The organism is Bacillus sp. LL01 (genome assembly GCF_001037965.1).
This window is the reverse complement of the sequence record NZ_LFEL01000003.1, coordinates 1-16,317: the sequence shown is the minus strand read 5'-3', so window position 1 is coordinate 16,317 and position 16,317 is coordinate 1. Positions and strand designations below refer to the sequence as shown.

17 protein-coding genes are annotated in these 16,317 nt (G+C 43.1%); 8 read left to right on the top strand and 9 right to left on the bottom strand.

What is annotated here, in order from left to right; genetic code table 11:
* Positions 1–102: 102 nt before the first annotated feature.
* Positions 103–1,164, top strand: coding sequence for a CotS family spore coat protein (locus AB685_RS09605; RefSeq protein ID WP_277814279.1), 1,062 nt, complete (start codon positions 103–105; stop codon positions 1,162–1,164).
* A 94-nt stretch (positions 1,165–1,258) separates the two neighbouring features.
* Here the strand turns inward: AB685_RS09605 and AB685_RS31260 are convergent, their stop codons facing one another.
* Positions 1,259–1,423, bottom strand: coding sequence for a hypothetical protein (locus AB685_RS31260; RefSeq protein ID WP_157860712.1), 165 nt, complete (start codon positions 1,421–1,423; stop codon positions 1,259–1,261).
* Positions 1,424–1,654: 231 nt separating this feature from the next.
* Between AB685_RS31260 and AB685_RS09600 the strand changes: the two genes are divergently transcribed.
* Positions 1,655–1,960 carry a hypothetical protein gene (locus tag AB685_RS09600; RefSeq protein WP_047970402.1) on the top strand — a complete coding sequence of 102 codons (306 nt, stop codon included), beginning with the start codon at positions 1,655–1,657 and terminating at the stop codon, positions 1,958–1,960.
* 39 nt (positions 1,961–1,999) lie between these two features.
* Here the strand turns inward: AB685_RS09600 and fabI are convergent, their stop codons facing one another.
* Together fabI and AB685_RS09590 are read right to left on the bottom strand one after the other, a co-directional pair.
* Positions 2,000–2,770 carry an enoyl-ACP reductase FabI gene (fabI, locus tag AB685_RS09595; RefSeq protein WP_047970401.1) on the bottom strand — a complete coding sequence of 257 codons (771 nt, stop codon included), beginning with the start codon at positions 2,768–2,770 and terminating at the stop codon, positions 2,000–2,002.
* A 147-nt stretch (positions 2,771–2,917) separates the two neighbouring features.
* Positions 2,918–4,981 (bottom strand): cation:proton antiporter, encoded by a 2,064-nt coding sequence (locus tag AB685_RS09590; RefSeq protein WP_047970400.1) that lies wholly within the window; start codon positions 4,979–4,981, stop codon positions 2,918–2,920.
* 217 nt (positions 4,982–5,198) lie between these two features.
* Here AB685_RS09590 and prpE point away from each other — a divergent pair, with 217 nt between their 5' ends.
* Complete coding sequence (gene prpE / locus AB685_RS09585) at positions 5,199–5,942, top strand: bis(5'-nucleosyl)-tetraphosphatase PrpE (protein WP_047970399.1); 744 nt, start codon at positions 5,199–5,201, stop codon at positions 5,940–5,942.
* A 249-nt stretch (positions 5,943–6,191) separates the two neighbouring features.
* On the opposite strand, the gene AB685_RS09580 is transcribed toward prpE, so the two are convergent.
* From AB685_RS09580 to AB685_RS09565, 4 genes are read right to left on the bottom strand one after another with little or no spacing between them, the layout of a single operon-like run.
* Complete coding sequence (locus AB685_RS09580) at positions 6,192–7,100, bottom strand: RluA family pseudouridine synthase (RefSeq protein WP_047970398.1); 909 nt, start codon at positions 7,098–7,100, stop codon at positions 6,192–6,194.
* A 13-nt stretch (positions 7,101–7,113) separates the two neighbouring features.
* Positions 7,114–7,911, bottom strand: coding sequence for an NAD kinase (locus AB685_RS09575; RefSeq protein WP_047970397.1), 798 nt, complete (start codon positions 7,909–7,911; stop codon positions 7,114–7,116).
* An 18-nt stretch (positions 7,912–7,929) separates the two neighbouring features.
* Positions 7,930–8,562, bottom strand: coding sequence for a GTP pyrophosphokinase family protein (locus tag AB685_RS09570; protein WP_047970396.1), 633 nt, complete (start codon positions 8,560–8,562; stop codon positions 7,930–7,932).
* A gap of 15 nt (positions 8,563–8,577) precedes the next feature.
* Entirely contained in the window at positions 8,578–8,946 is a 369-nt protein-coding gene (locus AB685_RS09565; RefSeq protein WP_047970395.1) for a hypothetical protein, read from the bottom strand.
* Positions 8,947–9,227: 281 nt separating this feature from the next.
* Here AB685_RS09565 and AB685_RS09560 point away from each other — a divergent pair, with 281 nt between their 5' ends.
* From AB685_RS09560 to AB685_RS09545, 4 genes are all read left to right on the top strand, one after another.
* Complete coding sequence (locus AB685_RS09560) at positions 9,228–9,836, top strand: CYTH domain-containing protein (RefSeq protein ID WP_047970394.1); 609 nt, start codon at positions 9,228–9,230, stop codon at positions 9,834–9,836.
* Positions 9,836–10,501: a lytic transglycosylase domain-containing protein gene (locus AB685_RS09555; protein ID WP_047970393.1), complete on the top strand. Its 666-nt coding sequence runs from the start codon at positions 9,836–9,838 to the stop codon at positions 10,499–10,501. The genes AB685_RS09560 and AB685_RS09555 overlap by 1 nt, the downstream gene beginning before the upstream one ends.
* A 255-nt stretch (positions 10,502–10,756) precedes the next feature.
* Complete coding sequence (locus tag AB685_RS09550; RefSeq protein ID WP_047970392.1) at positions 10,757–11,173, top strand: globin; 417 nt, start codon at positions 10,757–10,759, stop codon at positions 11,171–11,173.
* Entirely contained in the window at positions 11,163–12,035 is an 873-nt protein-coding gene (locus AB685_RS09545; protein ID WP_047970391.1) for a ClpXP adapter SpxH family protein, read from the top strand. The genes AB685_RS09550 and AB685_RS09545 overlap by 11 nt, the downstream gene beginning before the upstream one ends.
* A 624-nt stretch (positions 12,036–12,659) precedes the next feature.
* On the opposite strand, the gene pepF is transcribed toward AB685_RS09545, so the two are convergent.
* Both pepF and AB685_RS09535 read right to left on the bottom strand, forming a co-directional pair.
* Positions 12,660–14,474, bottom strand: coding sequence for an oligoendopeptidase F (gene pepF, locus AB685_RS09540; RefSeq protein WP_047970390.1), 1,815 nt, complete (start codon positions 14,472–14,474; stop codon positions 12,660–12,662).
* Between the two features lie 78 nt (positions 14,475–14,552).
* Positions 14,553–15,734 carry a competence protein CoiA family protein gene (locus AB685_RS09535; RefSeq protein ID WP_047970389.1) on the bottom strand — a complete coding sequence of 394 codons (1,182 nt, stop codon included), beginning with the start codon at positions 15,732–15,734 and terminating at the stop codon, positions 14,553–14,555.
* A gap of 384 nt (positions 15,735–16,118) precedes the next feature.
* On the opposite strand from AB685_RS09535, the gene AB685_RS09525 reads away from it, so the two are divergent.
* A partial coding sequence (locus AB685_RS09525) for a transposase (RefSeq protein WP_047970387.1) occupies positions 16,119–16,317 on the top strand: 199 nt, incomplete at its 3' end.

Here is a 16,317-nt window from a genome sequence, read left to right as displayed (position 1 = left end):
CCTTAATTTAAAGGTCCCTTCCTGATTGGGAGGAAAATCAATTTTAGGCTGTCTGCTACCGCAACATAAAGCAGACTTCTAAAGAGGAAGGTGGAACGTTTGTTGGAAGAAAATAATCATAATCAAAAAGAAAATTCGGCTGAATATGTACTGACTCCCGAAGAGGAACAAAAGCTTATCACACTAGCAGAAACAATCATCAAGAACTGGGAGGTAACCGTAAATTCAGTAGAAGTGATCCAAGGAGGTCAAATGGCAATAGTATGGAAAATCCATACTATTGAGGGCCCCATATGCTTAAAGAGAATACACAGACCAGAGAAAAAAGCCTTGTTTTCCATCAATGCACAAAATTATCTGGCATTAAAAGGAATGAGAGTACCAGGAATCATCCCTAATAAGAATGGGATTCTTTACACAAAGCACGGCCCTTTCCTATTTGTCGTCTATGAGTGGATAGAAGGACGGCCATTTGAATTGACCGTTCAAGAAGATCTTGAGTTTATCATGAAGGGATTGGCTGAATTTCATACTGCCTCTATTGGATATCGCCCTCCGGAAGGTGTCCCTATTTTCACAAAACTTGGTCGATGGCCAAACCACTACATTAAACGTTGTCAGCAGATGGAAACCTGGAAGTTATTAGCGAAATCGCTGCCTGATGATCCGTTTTCCAAACTCTACTTAGCGGAAGCGGATTTCTTTATAAAGGAAGGACGGGATACACTAAAAAGATTATTGGATTCGGAATACCTGGATTGGGTGGGAACGGTAAAAGGAATGCCAAACCTCTGTCACCAAGATTATGGAACGGGGAACTCTCTTCTTGGGGATGACGGCCAAATCTGGGTAATTGATCTTGATACCGTATCATTCGATCTACCTATCCGTGATTTGCGTAAAATGATCATTCCACTATTGGATACAACAGGAGTTTGGAACGACGATCAATTTAATATCATGATTAATGCATACGAATCTGTCTCTCCTTTAACTGAAAAACAAAAGGAAATCATGTTTATCGATATGTTATTTCCATATGAGCTTTACGATGTTATCCGGGAAAGATATGTAAGAAAATCACCTTTGTTGGAAACTGAACTGGCTGAGGCATTTGAATACGAGCGAATCAAGTCAGGTGCATTAAATCAACTGATAAAATAACCCTTCAATCATTTTTGATAGTGATTTGAGGGAGACGGATAACCACGTCCCTTTCAAACCATCTTTCGTACACATAAGTGTATTACACTTTAAACTATATATAATTCTTTGTTTGATTTAACCAGTAATCAGAACCAAGGGTGTTGAAAAAGTATTGACATTTTTGAGTAGTCCACTCAAGATTTTTCTGAAATTTTTCATTTTTAATAAGACTTAGCCCCTGTTCTCCATGGCCAGGGGCTAAATCTATCGATTTCATCTGGTGATTCCCTCCTTTTGCTATAGAATATGCTAGATTCCTGAGGGTGGTATGAGTGAATATGGAAGGCGAGAATTATTTTCAACAGAAAAATAGAGTTAATATATTTCAATGTTATTTAGTATTTTTAATAAATTCTTTATCTTCGGGACAAGTGCCCTTCCAATACATACACCGGTGAGTATTATGTACTAAGAAAACTTAGTTCTTTGAAAAAAGGAGGTGAGAATTATGGGATTATACTACGATAAAGGAATGGGTAGTAGCTGCTGTTCATGGAAAAAACATGAAAAAGAAGACCAAAATTGTTTTTGCGGGAGGTACACTGAAGACTTCATCAATCAAGTTGTCACAGTTACCTATACTGGGGGTCCAAGTGGAGGAAGACAAAGAACTGGTACACTTATGGACTTCAAGAAAAAACCTGGAATTTTAATTTTGGCTGTTCCTGCTGATACAGAGGAAGATGAACCTGCCCAAATCTTGCATATCTGCTGTAAGTCTGTAACTAGTATTATTCAGTCACTTCCGGCATAAAACATGAAAAAGCCGCATAAATCCTATGCGGCTTTTCCCTTATAATATGTGGTACCCAGAGTCAACGTGAATGTTTTCCCCAGTGATTCCACGAGACAAATTACTGAACAAGAACAAAGCAGTGTCCCCAACCTCTTCTTGAGTAGTTACTCTACGCAATGGGGCTGTTTCTTCAATTTCTTTTAAAATGGAGTTAAAATCACTTACACCTTTTGCGGAAAGCGTACGGATCGGTCCAGCGGAAATGGAGTTCACGCGGATGCCAACTTTTCCAAGGTCATTTGCAAGGTATTTCACACTTGCGTCAAGACTTGCCTTTGCAACACCCATAACGTTGTAGTTCGGAACCACTTTTTCACCACCAAGGTATGTTAACGTAACGATGCTGCCACCATCTGTCATTAGGTCCTTCGCTTCTTTTGCTACAGCTGTTAACGAATAAGAGCTGATGTTGTGAGCAAGCATGAACCCGTCTCTCGTTGTATTCATATAATCGCCTTGCAGCTCTTCTTTGTTTGCAAATGCGATACAGTGTGCTACACCGTGTATCACGCCGACTTCCTCTTTAATCTGTTGGAAGCATGTGTGCACTTCTTCGTCTTTTGTTACATCACATGGAAGGACAATGGAGTCTTTTCTTTCAAGAGATTCCGCAAGCTCTCTTACGCTCTTTTCCAAACGTTCACCAGCGTATGTGAATACGAGGCGTGCTCCTGCATCATGGAGGGATCGGGCAATTCCCCATGCAATACTTCTTTTATTTGCAACACCCATTACTACATATGTACGACCATTTAAGGATAAGTTCATTGTTTTATATCCTCCTATTTATATAAGTTATTAGTACCTAGTCATAATTATAGCATATTGTTGTGGAAATGCGAACTTATTATTTTTTTAGGGTAGTTTGCATTCATAAGGTAAAAGACCGGCTCTGTTATGAACCGGTCTTCTATCCTAGTCGTAATCCCTACCCAACAATACCTCTTTTGGTATCTCCGTCCCACGTGTCCCACGCAGGTCCTCTTTTTCCTCCCGCGGATAGAAGACGATGAAGCTTTCTGGGTTGATTTTTGCAAGTTTCCCTGGAATTTTCTCGAGCTGTGGATGCCAACCTGTCGTTCCTTTTCTGGCGCTGAGTACGACCACTAAATCATCCGGTTCCAAGGTGGGCAGTTTATTTTCATATAATGCCGTCCAGCCCTCGACCCATTCCACGATGGTCGGCGAGTTCGGCTTGATTTCGCGCATATGCGCTTTGTACACATCAGGGAACCCCTTGATAACATAGCATTGGATCGTCGCACCTAGGTTGCTGGCAATCAACTTGATAGTAGCGAGCGCATCCCAATAACCTGGCTTATGATCGATTCCTTTAGGCAGGATAAGCACAATCCGCTTTGTCGTATTCAATGGGTGACCAAGCTTGGAAATCAGTACCGATACATTCGTCTGGTCTAGTACTTGGTCGATGACACCACCGAATATTTTCTGTGGTGCGGTACGCTCCCCGTTCCATCCAGCTACCAATGTGGTAATCCTCTCTTCCGCAATCGCGCGGTTGATACCGATAGCGATGTTTCGGTCTACCCTGGTGGTTACTCGGATTGGCACATCGGCTCCGCTTGAATAGGAAACTGCCTGCCCAAGCATCTTCTCTGCCTTGGCCACATCCCCATCAGCTTTCCACATGTCACGCTGCACGACACTGAGCGCATATAGCGGATGCTCGACGGAATTGGACTGTCGGATGACAAACGCCAGGTCCATCAGTGATTCCATGGTGTTTGGATTGGCAATTGGAATCAAGATACGCTCCGGTGCATCGCCTTTTTGAACAGGCTTCATCTCTTCCTCAAGCGCAAGTTTCCGTCCGTATTTTTCCACCATATACGGACCAAAGATACACGTAATCAGAATCATGATGATGACGCCGTTCACGGTTGCCTGATCAAGCAGACCCACATTGAATCCGACAAGCGTCGCGGCCAGGGTTGCCGCTGCCTGTGGAGTAGTAAGTCCGAATATGACCATACGCTCGTCTTTGGAATACTTGTAGAACTTACTAGTTAACGCTGCCGCAATATACTTACTGAAAAACAGTCCAATTACAATTGCAATCGTTAAAACCCACGCTTTTGGATTTCCGACAAGAACACTTAGGTCCATCAGCATTCCAACCGAAAGCAGGAAAAACGGAATGAAAATGCTGTTGGCCGTAAAACGGATCCGGTTCATCAATGGTCCCTGATCAAAAATGAATCGGTTAAGCGCAAGACCCACCAAGAATGCCCCGATAATCGGCTGAAGCCCTGCAATAAGTGCCAGGGATCCCGCCGTAAAGAGCATAACCATGACATAAATAAACTCTCCCGTCCCTTCTGTCCCAACGTTCCGGAAAAACCATCTGGAAAGAAACGGGGTCCCCAAAAAGATGATTGCGACAAAAACAATCAATGAAAATGTCAATTTCACCCCGAAGAATATATCCAGTTCCCCTGCTGCTGCACCTGTGATAACTGCAAGCACCAATAAGGCAAAGGTATCGGTCAGAATACTTCCACCTACTGCTGTCGTGATGGCCTTGCTTTTACCGATTCCAAGACGACTAGCAATCGGATAGCCAAGCAGGGTATGTGACCCAAGTATCGATCCAATCAGGATGGAAGCTGCTACACTATAGCCGAGCATCAAACTAATTACCGTCCCTACCGCAAGAGGAATCCAGAACGATAGCATTCCATAGACAATACTCCGGTTCCGATATTTCTTGAAGCCATCAAGGTCCATCTCAAGACCCGCAATAAACATGATGAATAGCAACCCGACAGTGCCTAGCAGCTCAATTGTCGAACTTCTCTCCAACACAGCTAATCCATTCGGTCCAATGATAACACCTGCCAAAATCGGTCCGATCAATCCCGGTATTCGCAACAATTTCATGAAATAGGGAAAAATGAAAAAGATAATCATGGCGATTGTAAAAATTAATACCGGTTCCTTGATTGGTAGTTCAAACATTCTATCTTCCCCAATCAGTTCTATTTTTGTATGTAATAAGCAAAGATTATACCATGTTTTTATTACACTAAAACAGTAATCAAGTAAAATTTTTATGATAAATTTTAATAATGGTAAAATGAATATATTAACAGTAGTATGAACTTTTCCCTTCTCGCTCACTCATATGTATGGTGATTCCGGAAAAGTTATGTGTACATATAAAGGAGTGTTATACATGGAGAAAATAGATATAATCGGGGATGTACACGGATGCATCGATGAATTTAGAAATCTTTTAAAGAAGCTTGGTTATACAGAAGAAAACAGTATCTACAGGCATTCGGATGAAAGGAAGCTCGCCTTTGTCGGGGACCTCACCGACCGCGGTCCTGACTCGATTGGTGTGGTGAAAATCGTTTCCGAATTGGTGGAGGCGGGACTTGGCTATTATGTTCCAGGCAATCACTGCAACAAGCTGTACAGATTTTTGATTGGAAACAAAGTCCAGCATACACATGGACTTGAAACGACCGTAGCCGAGTTCGAAGCTCTAACTGGCGCAGACCAGGAAAGCATCCGGCAGACATTTATTAAACTGTATGAGGATGCCCCGCTTTATCAGGTACTAGACAGTGGCAAATTAATTGTCGCCCATGCTGGGATCAAGAAAGAATACATAGGCCAGCAAGGAAAAAAGGTGAAAACTTTTGTCCTCTACGGCGACATCACCGGCGAATTCCATGAGAACGGCATGCCTGTTCGTCGCGATTGGGCACAGGAATATGGCGGCGATGCTTGGGTTGTTTATGGCCATACGCCAGTTCGCGACGTGAGAGTGGTAAACAAAACGGCAAATATTGATACCGGCGCGGTGTTTGGCGGAAAACTTTCCGCACTTCGATATCCTGAAATGGAGACGGTTTCTGTGGATTCAGGGATGCCGTTTGTGAAGGAGAAGTTTCGGGAGCTGTGGGATTGATTTTTGATTCAGGGAGGAGTCTGGTTCCCCTCTCAGGAATTAAAGATTTGTCAATCGGGCGATTACTTATTATACGGGCGAAAATGAAGATATACGGGCGATTTTTCAATTTTATGAGCGAAAAATGAAAATTAAGGGCGACTTTTCCACAACACGGGCCAAAAACGAAAAATACGAACTATTCCTATTTTCGCCTCTCCCCGCTCGTCTCACTACTAACCAAAAAAGAGAAAGCTGACACCTCACTCGTCAGCTCCCCCCCAATACGCTTCTCATATCCTCCGGCAACTCGCATCGGAACATCATGTCCCGCTTATTCACCGGATGAAAGAAGCTCAATTGACAGCTATGCAACGCTTGGCGCACCATACCTGCCAACTCCGAGCCTCCATATAAGCTGTCCCCAAGTAACGGATGTCCAAGATGCGCCATATGCACGCGGATTTGATGGGTGCGCCCTGTCTCCAGTCGCAAAGAAACATGACTCCATCCTTCTCCAGCAAGAAGCACCTCATAATGAGTAACCGCGCGCTGTCCATCCGCACGTACCTCTCGCTCAATGATGCTCGTATCCTTCCGACCGATCGGCGCATCCACCATTCCAGAAGAACAACCCTCTTCACCAATCAGCTCCCCATGCACCAGCGCCTCATACCTACGCTTCACCCCAAAATCCCGCTGCTGCAAGGAAAAAAGGTGATGCGCATGACGGTGCTTAGCAATAAGCATCAGACCTGATGTATCACGATCAAGCCTTGTCACAATGTGAATAGTCGCATGTATGCCCTTGGATTGATAGTATCCTAAAATGCCATTGGCAAGCGTACCGGACCGGTGCTCCCGGGAAGGAATCGATGCTATTCCGGCCGGCTTGTTCACGACCAATACATATTCATCCTCGTAGAAGATATCCAAAGGCATTTCTTCAGCAAGAAGATTTTCACTCGGCTCCTCTTTTGGAAAAAACACTTCAACTAAATCGCCTTCATTTAGTACGTATCGCACAGTAACGGCGCTGCCATTTACATGCAGCGCCCCTCCGTTGAATTTTATGTCAATCAAGGCAGATTTCGAGATTTGTCTTTCTTGTAAAAAGTTCCGTAAAAACTTGCCCTTGTCCTGTACTCCAACCTTAAATGTCAGACAAAATCGTTCCATAGAAACATTCCTCTTATTTATCCGTAATAAATGAATCGCTGACCCGCTTCCAGAACGGGAATGGGCGGAAGCGTGCGAAACGAATTTTTTCTTTTGCTACCCGGCATTGGATTGATTTCACATCTTTATGCAACAATGTCAGATGGTCGACCGTGATCTGATAGTCGACATCGTTCACCGGCTTCAGCAAACAGGTATGGTGCTGAGGCAGAACTAGCGGTGAACCGACCGTACGGAATACCCGATTATTAATGGAAGCCATTTCCGCCAGCTGGATTGCAGGCAAAGATGGATGCAAAATCGCTCCACCAAGGGCTTTGTTATACGCCGTACTTCCTGATGGAGTGGAGATGCACAGTCCATCTCCTCTGAAGGTTTCGAACAGCTGCCCCTTAATCTCCACATCCATCACCAATGTTCCTTCCACACTCTTCACGGTGCATTCGTTCAAGGCAAGATAGCGGGCTTCCCTGCCACCATCATTGTAACGGATAATAACTTCCAACAGCGGGTATTCCACTGTTTGATATGGCGTTTTTGCAATGGCAATCACAAGCTTCTCGATCTCTTCCGGCACCCAATCCGCATAGAATCCGAGGTGACCTGTATGTACTCCGATGAAGGCGGTCTTATCTAACCGACTGCGATAGCGGTGGAAAGCGTAAAGAAGCGTTCCGTCCCCACCGACCGACACAACAAGGTCCGGCTGGTCCTCGTCATATGTCAAATCAAAATCCTGCAAGTATGTTCTCATCTTATGCATTAACGTATTTGAAACCGAGTCCCCTTTGGAGGTTATGGCGAATTTCATAATCCCACCCCTATTCCGTTATTCCGAATCCATCTCTTTTTTTCGTGAAAATATTGCTTGCGCTTCTTGGATTTCTCCACGTATCTGGGACATTTCCGCATCCAACAGATACGCGGCTTCCGCTGCACGTACAAGTCGCTCCTTGATATCCTGTGGAAACTGGCCGCTGTACTTATAGTTCAGCGAGTGTTCGATTGTCGCCCAGAAATTCATAGCTAGCGTTCTGATCTGAATTTCAACAAGGATTTTCTTTTCTCCGTCAATCGTTTGCACAGGATATCGTACTACCACATGGTAAGATCTATATCCACTATTTTTTCGAGACGAGATATAGTCCCGCTCTTCTACAATTTCAAAATCGTTGCGAATACGGAGAATTTCCACCACTCTATGTATATCATCGACGAATTGGCACATCATGCGGACACCGGCGATATCCTGCATCTCGTCCTCTAGTTTCTCAAGTGAAATCCCTTTTCGCGTTGCCTTGTCTAAGATACTTGCAATAGGCTTGACCCGCCCCGTTACAAACTCAATCGGCGAGTGCTCCGATTGCATCATGAACTGGCCACGCATCCCCTTCAATTTCACTTTCATTTCATCTATTGCCTGTTTATAAGGCGCTAAAAACAAATCCCAGTGTTGTATCATAATTGGTCAAACCCCTTAAAAAATCTCGTTTACTCTTCTCTCCATCTCTTCACCATAGTTGGCGTTGTCACGAATATTCTCTATTAGATACCCAAGCTCTTCCTCTATATCTGTCAGTAACAAAGCCATTTTGTCTACTACAAGGACAACGGACCGCTTTTCTTGTAAAGCTTGTTTCAGATCTCCCCAAAAATCATCCCTGATGCTCACATAAATAAATTCCGTCGCGGTTTCCAATTTGTAAATAAACGAGAGGTTGTCTGAATCCACCAGCATTTGATTGCTTGCTGTCACTTGCTCAAGCGGAAAAGAAACCGTATCGGCCTCTAGCAAAAGTTGATGTTCGTTCCATGATGTGTTCTTGATTTCAATTCTTTTTTGCATAATAATCTCCTTCCAAGCTAAATCCTACTCATATATTATCATATTTCCCATCTTTCAACTAAATGGAAACCTCACTTTTTCCCAATTTCCTTTTATATGTGTATGTTCTGATAAACTCCCTGTTGACTTCCTTTTAATTGAGGGGAGTGACGGATTTGAAGATTAGCAATTTTAATAAATTTCAAGGTTTGCGTAATTCCTAGAGGAATGGCACTTTATCATTGCCTTCACCGGGAAACAAAGTAATAATAGAAGTATAACAAATCAGGAGAGGTAAAAATATGAGCCACCAAGAAATCGAAATAGAATTTAAAAACCTACTGACCTTTGATGAATTCACATCTCTCTGTTCGGCATTCAAAGTGAACTCCGAAGACTTTTTTTCTCAAGAAAACCACTATTTTGACACGCCAAGTTTTTCATTAAAAGAAAAGGGGTGTGCCATCCGTGTCCGCCAAAAAGGTGACACCTTCACCCTGACATTAAAGCAACCAGCTACTGAAGGCTTATTGGAAACGCACCAGATCGTATCTGAAGAAGCCTTCACATCAATGAAGGAAGGCACTCATGGCTTAATTCAAGGGACCATTTCCACCATATTAAAGGACGAACTAGGTGTGGATCCTTCCGAAGTGCTGTATTTCGGATCCTTGAAAACAAACCGAGTAGAACTACCATACAAAGATGGCCTTTTGGTTCTTGATGAAAGCAACTACATGGAAACAAGTGACTTTGAAGTGGAGTTTGAAGTGAAAGATTATGCGGAAGGCGAAAAGCTGTTCCATGAGCTCCTGGACGCATACGGCATTCCTTCACGTGAAACCAAAAACAAAATTGTCCGTTTCTATGAAGCAAAAGCCTGCGCGTTGACTGCGAAAGGGGATTCATAATGAATGTAGAACAGCTTCGATCAATGATGCAGCTTCAGGCCATGCAGAACATACAAGGAAATAGAAAGTTGAACACAAACGGAACTACTCATCCCTTCGCATCTATTTTGGAAGGGTTACTGGAGGATGGAAATAAGAACTCTGGACTATTTGGACAAAACACGAATCCATCCGGCCCCCTTCCTTTTTCACACCCATTAAACAATGCGGCTCTTGCCTTGGAAAATATGGTCTCTAGTAGTGTGCAAGTACCCAGTTCTGCTGATGTTACCATGAGTGCAGCGAAACGCTCCAATTTTGAAGACATAATCGAGGAAGCTTCTGCGAAGTATGATGTTGATCCAAAATTGATCAAATCCATCATCCAGCACGAGTCCAACTTCAACCCGAGTGCTGTAAGCCATGCAGGAGCAACAGGCTTGATGCAGCTGATGCCTCTGACTGCTAAGGGGTTAGGCGTGACAAATTCCATGGACCCCAGACAGAACATTATGGGAGGCACCAAATATATTCGCCAGATGCTTGACAAGTACAACGGAAATATAACACTCGCGCTTGCAGCATATAATGCCGGCCCCGGAAATGTGGACAAGTATAACGGGATTCCACCTTTCAAGGAAACGATGAACTATGTACGTAAAGTTACAGGCAGCTTTCAGGCCTAAATAAATACGAGAGCTAAAACCACTTATGCTTAAGATTGCATGAGTGGTTTTTTGTTCAACCGCCCGCTGGAATGCGAAGCGCCTGAAACGGAAGTCAACCGCTTTCCAATTTTTCATATCACCTCTCACACCTTCCTCCCAACTCCCTTTTTTCCCTATTTTTTGCAAGGGTGGAATCGTATTGTTTGAGATATAATAACCACATTGCTAAAATATACATACTATCGTTACTTTGAAATTGATAAGGGGTTAAAAATGATGGATAACATACAATCACCTTTTGAAGCTGTTGGCGGAGAACAAGTTATTCATGAACTTGTAGATGCATTTTACGATCGTGTAGGTCGCCATCCCAGTTTAGCTCCGATTTTCCCAAATGATCTAACGGAAACAGCAAGAAAGCAAAAGCAATTTCTGACCCAGTATTTAGGAGGACCACCTCTTTATACGAGTGAGCATGGGCACCCGATGCTTCGCGCTCGCCATATGCCTTTTGAAATTACACCAAAGCGCGCGAAAGCATGGCTTGCTTGTATGGAGGAAGCAATGGATGAAATTGGACTTGAGGGTTCATATCGAAAAGAATTTTTTCAGCGTTTAGTTTTAACGGCTCAACATATGATCAATACCCCAGACAAACCTGAAGAAAAGGAAGATTCATGTGACCTGTAAAGATAAGAAATTATTCTATTTAAAAAATATTCAACATACTACCAATAAACCGATAGAGATATACTTCTTCATCGATCCGCTCTGTCCGGAGTGCTGGGCATTGGAACCGATGCTAAAGAAGTTATATGTGCAATATGGTCAATATTTTACAATCAAGCATATCGTGACCGGACAGTTGACCTCCCTCAATCTTGCGAAAAAGCATTATGCGGCCTCGATGGCACAGGTGTGGGAACGGACGGCTACTCGCTCAGGCATGTCCTGTGATGGGTCCTTGTGGCTTGAGAATCCGATTGAGTCGCCATATGTTGCATCTGTTGCAATAAAGGCGGCCGAGCTTCAAGGGCGCAGAGCAGGCATCAAATATTTACGGAAAATGCAAGAGGTTCTTTTCCTTGAAAAACAGGACATATCCGAATTGTCGGTGCTAATGGAATGTGCCGAATCAGTCGGGTTGGACATGGAAGAGTTCACGAAGGATATGAACGGGGATTGTGCATCCAAGGCGTTGAACTGCGACTTTAAAATTACGAATGAAATGGACGTTAGCGAAATTCCTACACTTGTCTTCTTCAACGAGAATATCGAAGAAGAAGGCATAAAGGTATCCGGCTATCATTCTTACGAAGTGTATGTGCATATTCTACAGGACATGCTAGGGGAGCAGCCATTCCCGAAGATGCTCCCGCCTTTGGAGGATTTCTTGAAGCAATTCTCATTTGTAGCAACAAAAGAAATATCAGTTGTTTATAACCTTCCGATTGTGGAAGTGGAACGGCAATTGAAGAAACTGCAATTTGCTCAACGAGTGGAGAAAGTCCCTGTGAAATACGGAACGTTCTGGCGGTATATTGCGAATTAAATACAGAGTAATTATACCAGGCTAATTGATAGCCTGGTTTTTTTATTTACTTAAACTAAACAAAGAAAAGCCCCGGTCAACGGGACCAGGGCTCATCGTTTGTCATTAAAGACAACAAAGGGGATGGGAGAAATTTTTCACGGTCAAACAAAGGGGTATATGTTTGTTTGTGAATCGTTTCACAGTTATTAATATATCAGATACTGTCGACTTTTGACAAGTGGTTAGACCTCTAATTCACAACATTGTCACAAACGAATTAAATAGATTTTTTAGATTTTTTTGTTATGAAACTCAATCCAATTACGTACACATAACTAGAAGAGGTACAAGTCTGTTTGAAAGGAGCAGCCTCCATGTCAAAAATCCCGTTCATTCTTTGTATATTGTTCATTCTGTTTAGTCTTTTCATCAATGTCCTTGGACTCATGAAGCTGTACCCAATCTACCTGACCTCACCGTTATTATTTTTTTCCGTTTTTCTATTAATTGTGCTACTGAATAACCAGCGGCGATTCAAAGGATTCAAGTAATTCCATATACCTCCATCCACGTGCTTCCTCCAAAAGCAAAAACCACCTCATACAGCAAAAATTCACTGCACAAGGTGGTCCCCCATTCATTCTAAGAAAGTAACTCTTCCATCTCTTTCAATTTCTCTTCAAACACTTTACAAGCTTCTTCGATCGGGTTGGAATCTGTCATATCCACTCCAGCCTTCTTCAGTACTTCGATTGGATAATCGGAGCTTCCAGCTTTCAGGAATTCCAGGTAACGGTCAACGGCAGGCTGCCCTTCTTCTAGAATTTGTTTGCTTAATGCTGTTGCAGCGCTGTAGCCAGTTGCATACTGGTACACATAATAGTTGTAGTAGAAGTGAGGGATTCTTGCCCACTCCAATCCGATTTCCTCATCAATCGTGAGGTTCTCACCGAAGTATTTCTTGTTCAAGGCATAGTAGGTTTCTGTCAGAAGATCTGCCGTTAGAGCTTCGCCGTTCTGAGCCATCTCGTGGATTTTGTGCTCGAATTCGGCAAACATGGTCTGACGGAATACTGTACCGCGGAAACCTTCCAAGTAATGGTTCAACAAGTATAGACGCTTTTTATCGTCATCAATTGTTTTTAAAAGGTAATCATTCAATAGTGCTTCGTTACATGTAGATGCTACTTCCGCAACGAAGATTGAATAGTTTCCGTACGGGTACGGTTGTGTTTTTCTTGTGTAATAGCTATGAACGGAATGACCGAACTCGTGAGCCAGTGTGAACAAGTTATTCACATTATCCTGCCAGTTCATTAGGATGTATGGATTTGTTCCATACGTGCCCGAAGAATAAGCACCCGAACGCTTCCCTTTGTTCTCTTGGACATCGACCCACCTGTTGTCGAAGCCTTCTTTTACAATATCCAAGTACTCCTGACCAAGTGGGGCAAGTCCTTTCAGCAAATAGTCTTTCGCCTCATCATAGGATACGTTCATGTTTGCTTCTTTAATCAGTGGAGTGTAAAGGTCATACATGTGCAATTCCTCTACCCCAAGGACTTTTTTACGTAGGTCCACATAACGGTGTAGCAGGTGAAGGTTTTTGTTTATTGTGTTCACCAAATTATCATAAACCGTTTCCGGGATATTGTTGTTACTTAATGCAGATTGGCGCGCAGAGTCATAATTGCGGACCTTCGCTTGAAAATTGTCCTTTTTTACTGCTCCACTAAGTGTACTGGAGAAAGTATTGCGGTAGTTCCCGTAAGTTTCGTAGACGGCTTTGAACGCATTTTTTCTAACTTCTTGGTCTTCGCTTTCTAGGAAGCGAATGTAACGGCCGTGTGTGATTTCCACTTCTTCCCCGTTTTCATCTTTTACGGATGGGAAGGTAAGGTCCGCGTTATTCATCATGCCAAAAGTATTGGAAGATGCCGATAATACCTCAGATGCCTCAGCAAGCAATGCTTCTTCTTTTGCGGATAATACGTGAGGGCGCTGACGGTTGATCTCGTCCAAAGAGTGCTCATACAATGCAAGTTCCTTATGTTCTTGAAGGAACCTCGCAATATTCTCTTCCTTCATCGTCAGGATTTCAGGCACTACGAAAGAAAGTGCACTTGCCACTTGTGTGTACAGGTTGGTTGCACGGTCGTTCAATCCCTGGTAGAAGGAGTTCGTCGTGTCCTGGTCATAACGCATATGTGCATATGTATATAGCTTCCCTAAGCGACTAGAGATGGAGTCTTGATATTGCAGCGCTTCATATAAAGTGTCAGCAGACTCGGCAAGTTTCCCTTCGTAATCCTTGATTTTGCCTATCAGACCCTTTACTTCTTGAAACTCTTTTTCCCAAGCCTCGTCACTTGAGAAGATATCCTCTAATCTCCACGTATCCTCCAAAGAAATGTCTTTTCTTTCTTGTATTTTCTTAACAGCAGTTTGTTCCGCCATCGTTTAACCCCCTTTAAAAATAAAAAGTGCATCCCTTAACTAATTCGACGCGCGCTTATTATTCCCTTTTTTCTTTTATTAATTGCAGAATTGTTTTAATCTCAACAACCACTCAAGCTGCGAGCGGTCCTGATGCAACGCTTCTTCCAATGAATGGTACGGTCGCTCTTTTTTCAATTTCCGATATATGACAGGAGTCACCTTCTCCAATACGCCAATGACGACAAGCACGTCCAAATATTCCACAATGGCATCTTCATAGGATCCCCCTTTTACAAGTGGCAGGTCCCTTACCTTTATCTGCGAATTTTTTATCCGTGCTTTAAAGTTTTTCAGAACTGTCGGCAAATGGATGATGGATGATTGCTGTCTTTGGTAGATGGAATCAAAATAAAGCCAGGCTTGCCATTCCAAAATAGGAGAGTGGATCTGGTAGAAGGAAGGAACTGGGAGGCCAATTTCTGCGGGAAACAGGGACAGAGTTATTTTCATCTTATTGTAGCAAAAGCTTCTCAATTTATAATAGGGTTTATAGAGCGAATATTCATAACGCCACTTCAGCTTATATCGGAGGTAGTGCTCTTTCCATGGCGCAGAATGAAAATGTTGGAAAACAGGTTGTTCTATCCAGTTTTTGTGTGTCATGAATGTGAGATAGGTGGTGGAGCTATTGAAGGAGAATGTCGGATACAGATAGAAGAACAAAGATTTTTCAGGGCAAAAGCTCAGGATGTAGGGTGGATTAAGTGGTGATGCTCTCTGGAGAAAACGCCATTGAAACGGGGATAGTTTAATTATCTGGCTCATACTTCCAAGCTTGTCTTTGCCGATAATCCATATAGGTCGGATCCCTTCTCTTTCGTACAGTTTCGTCCTTCGATTAAATTCGGATTGTGAGAGATTGGAGCATTGGAATTCAAAAGCGTACTGCCGGTTGTCCGTTTCCACAAAAACATCCGCTCTCTGATTGGTGCTCGGGATATAATGTTCGAGTGTAGTTTTTTTATAGTGTAGGAGGCTTTCATATAGCTTGGCTTTTCCTTCGAGATGGTAGAGTGTTTCCGATTCTGAGGATGCTTTGCAGGAGTCGTTTATATGGGCAAAGTGGATTTTCCTTACCTGTCCTTTCTTTAATCGGAGCGTGCTATCACAGGCGGGACAATAAAACAGCTCCCCTTTGATCATCCGTTCAATATCCTCCCGTTTTTTCCAGTCGAGCAGGGAGAAGAAAGACCCATCTTTCATTTTAGCAACAAACATTGAAACACACCTTTCCTTTTCATATTTACTTTGCTCTGTAAGTTTTCGTCACCATCAGACAAATTCCTGCAATAAATTTTAAGAAATTTTTTCTTTTTTCACAAGGATCTTTTATTGGACGCTGGTGATTTTTAAATAACCTAGCTGGTGATTGAAGCGAAAGGCGAAGACTCCGGCGGGAGGTAGCGCTTGGTGGAGACCCCGCAGGCTTGCGAGGGCACTGAAAGGCTGAAAACGAATTGTTTTAATGGTTTCTAGCTGTGGATTGGAGCAAATAGCGTAGACTCCTGCAGGGAAGTAGCGACAATCTTGAGACCCCGCAGGGCGCATCCACTGCACCCCTTTTGTTGGACACACCATTAACAATAGGAGGTGTGGTCTGGAATGCCTAAATTCACTAAGGAGGAAAAACTCCTTGCCGCAAGACGATATATAGATGAATTATTTAGTTACCGCGAATTAGCTCAACAACTTGGAGTAGATGATTCTGTACTCCGATATTGGGTGATGTTAGTAAAGCACCACGGTGATCAAGCGTTTGTGTTTCCCTATACAAACTATTCGCCAGCCTTTAAACTGAGGG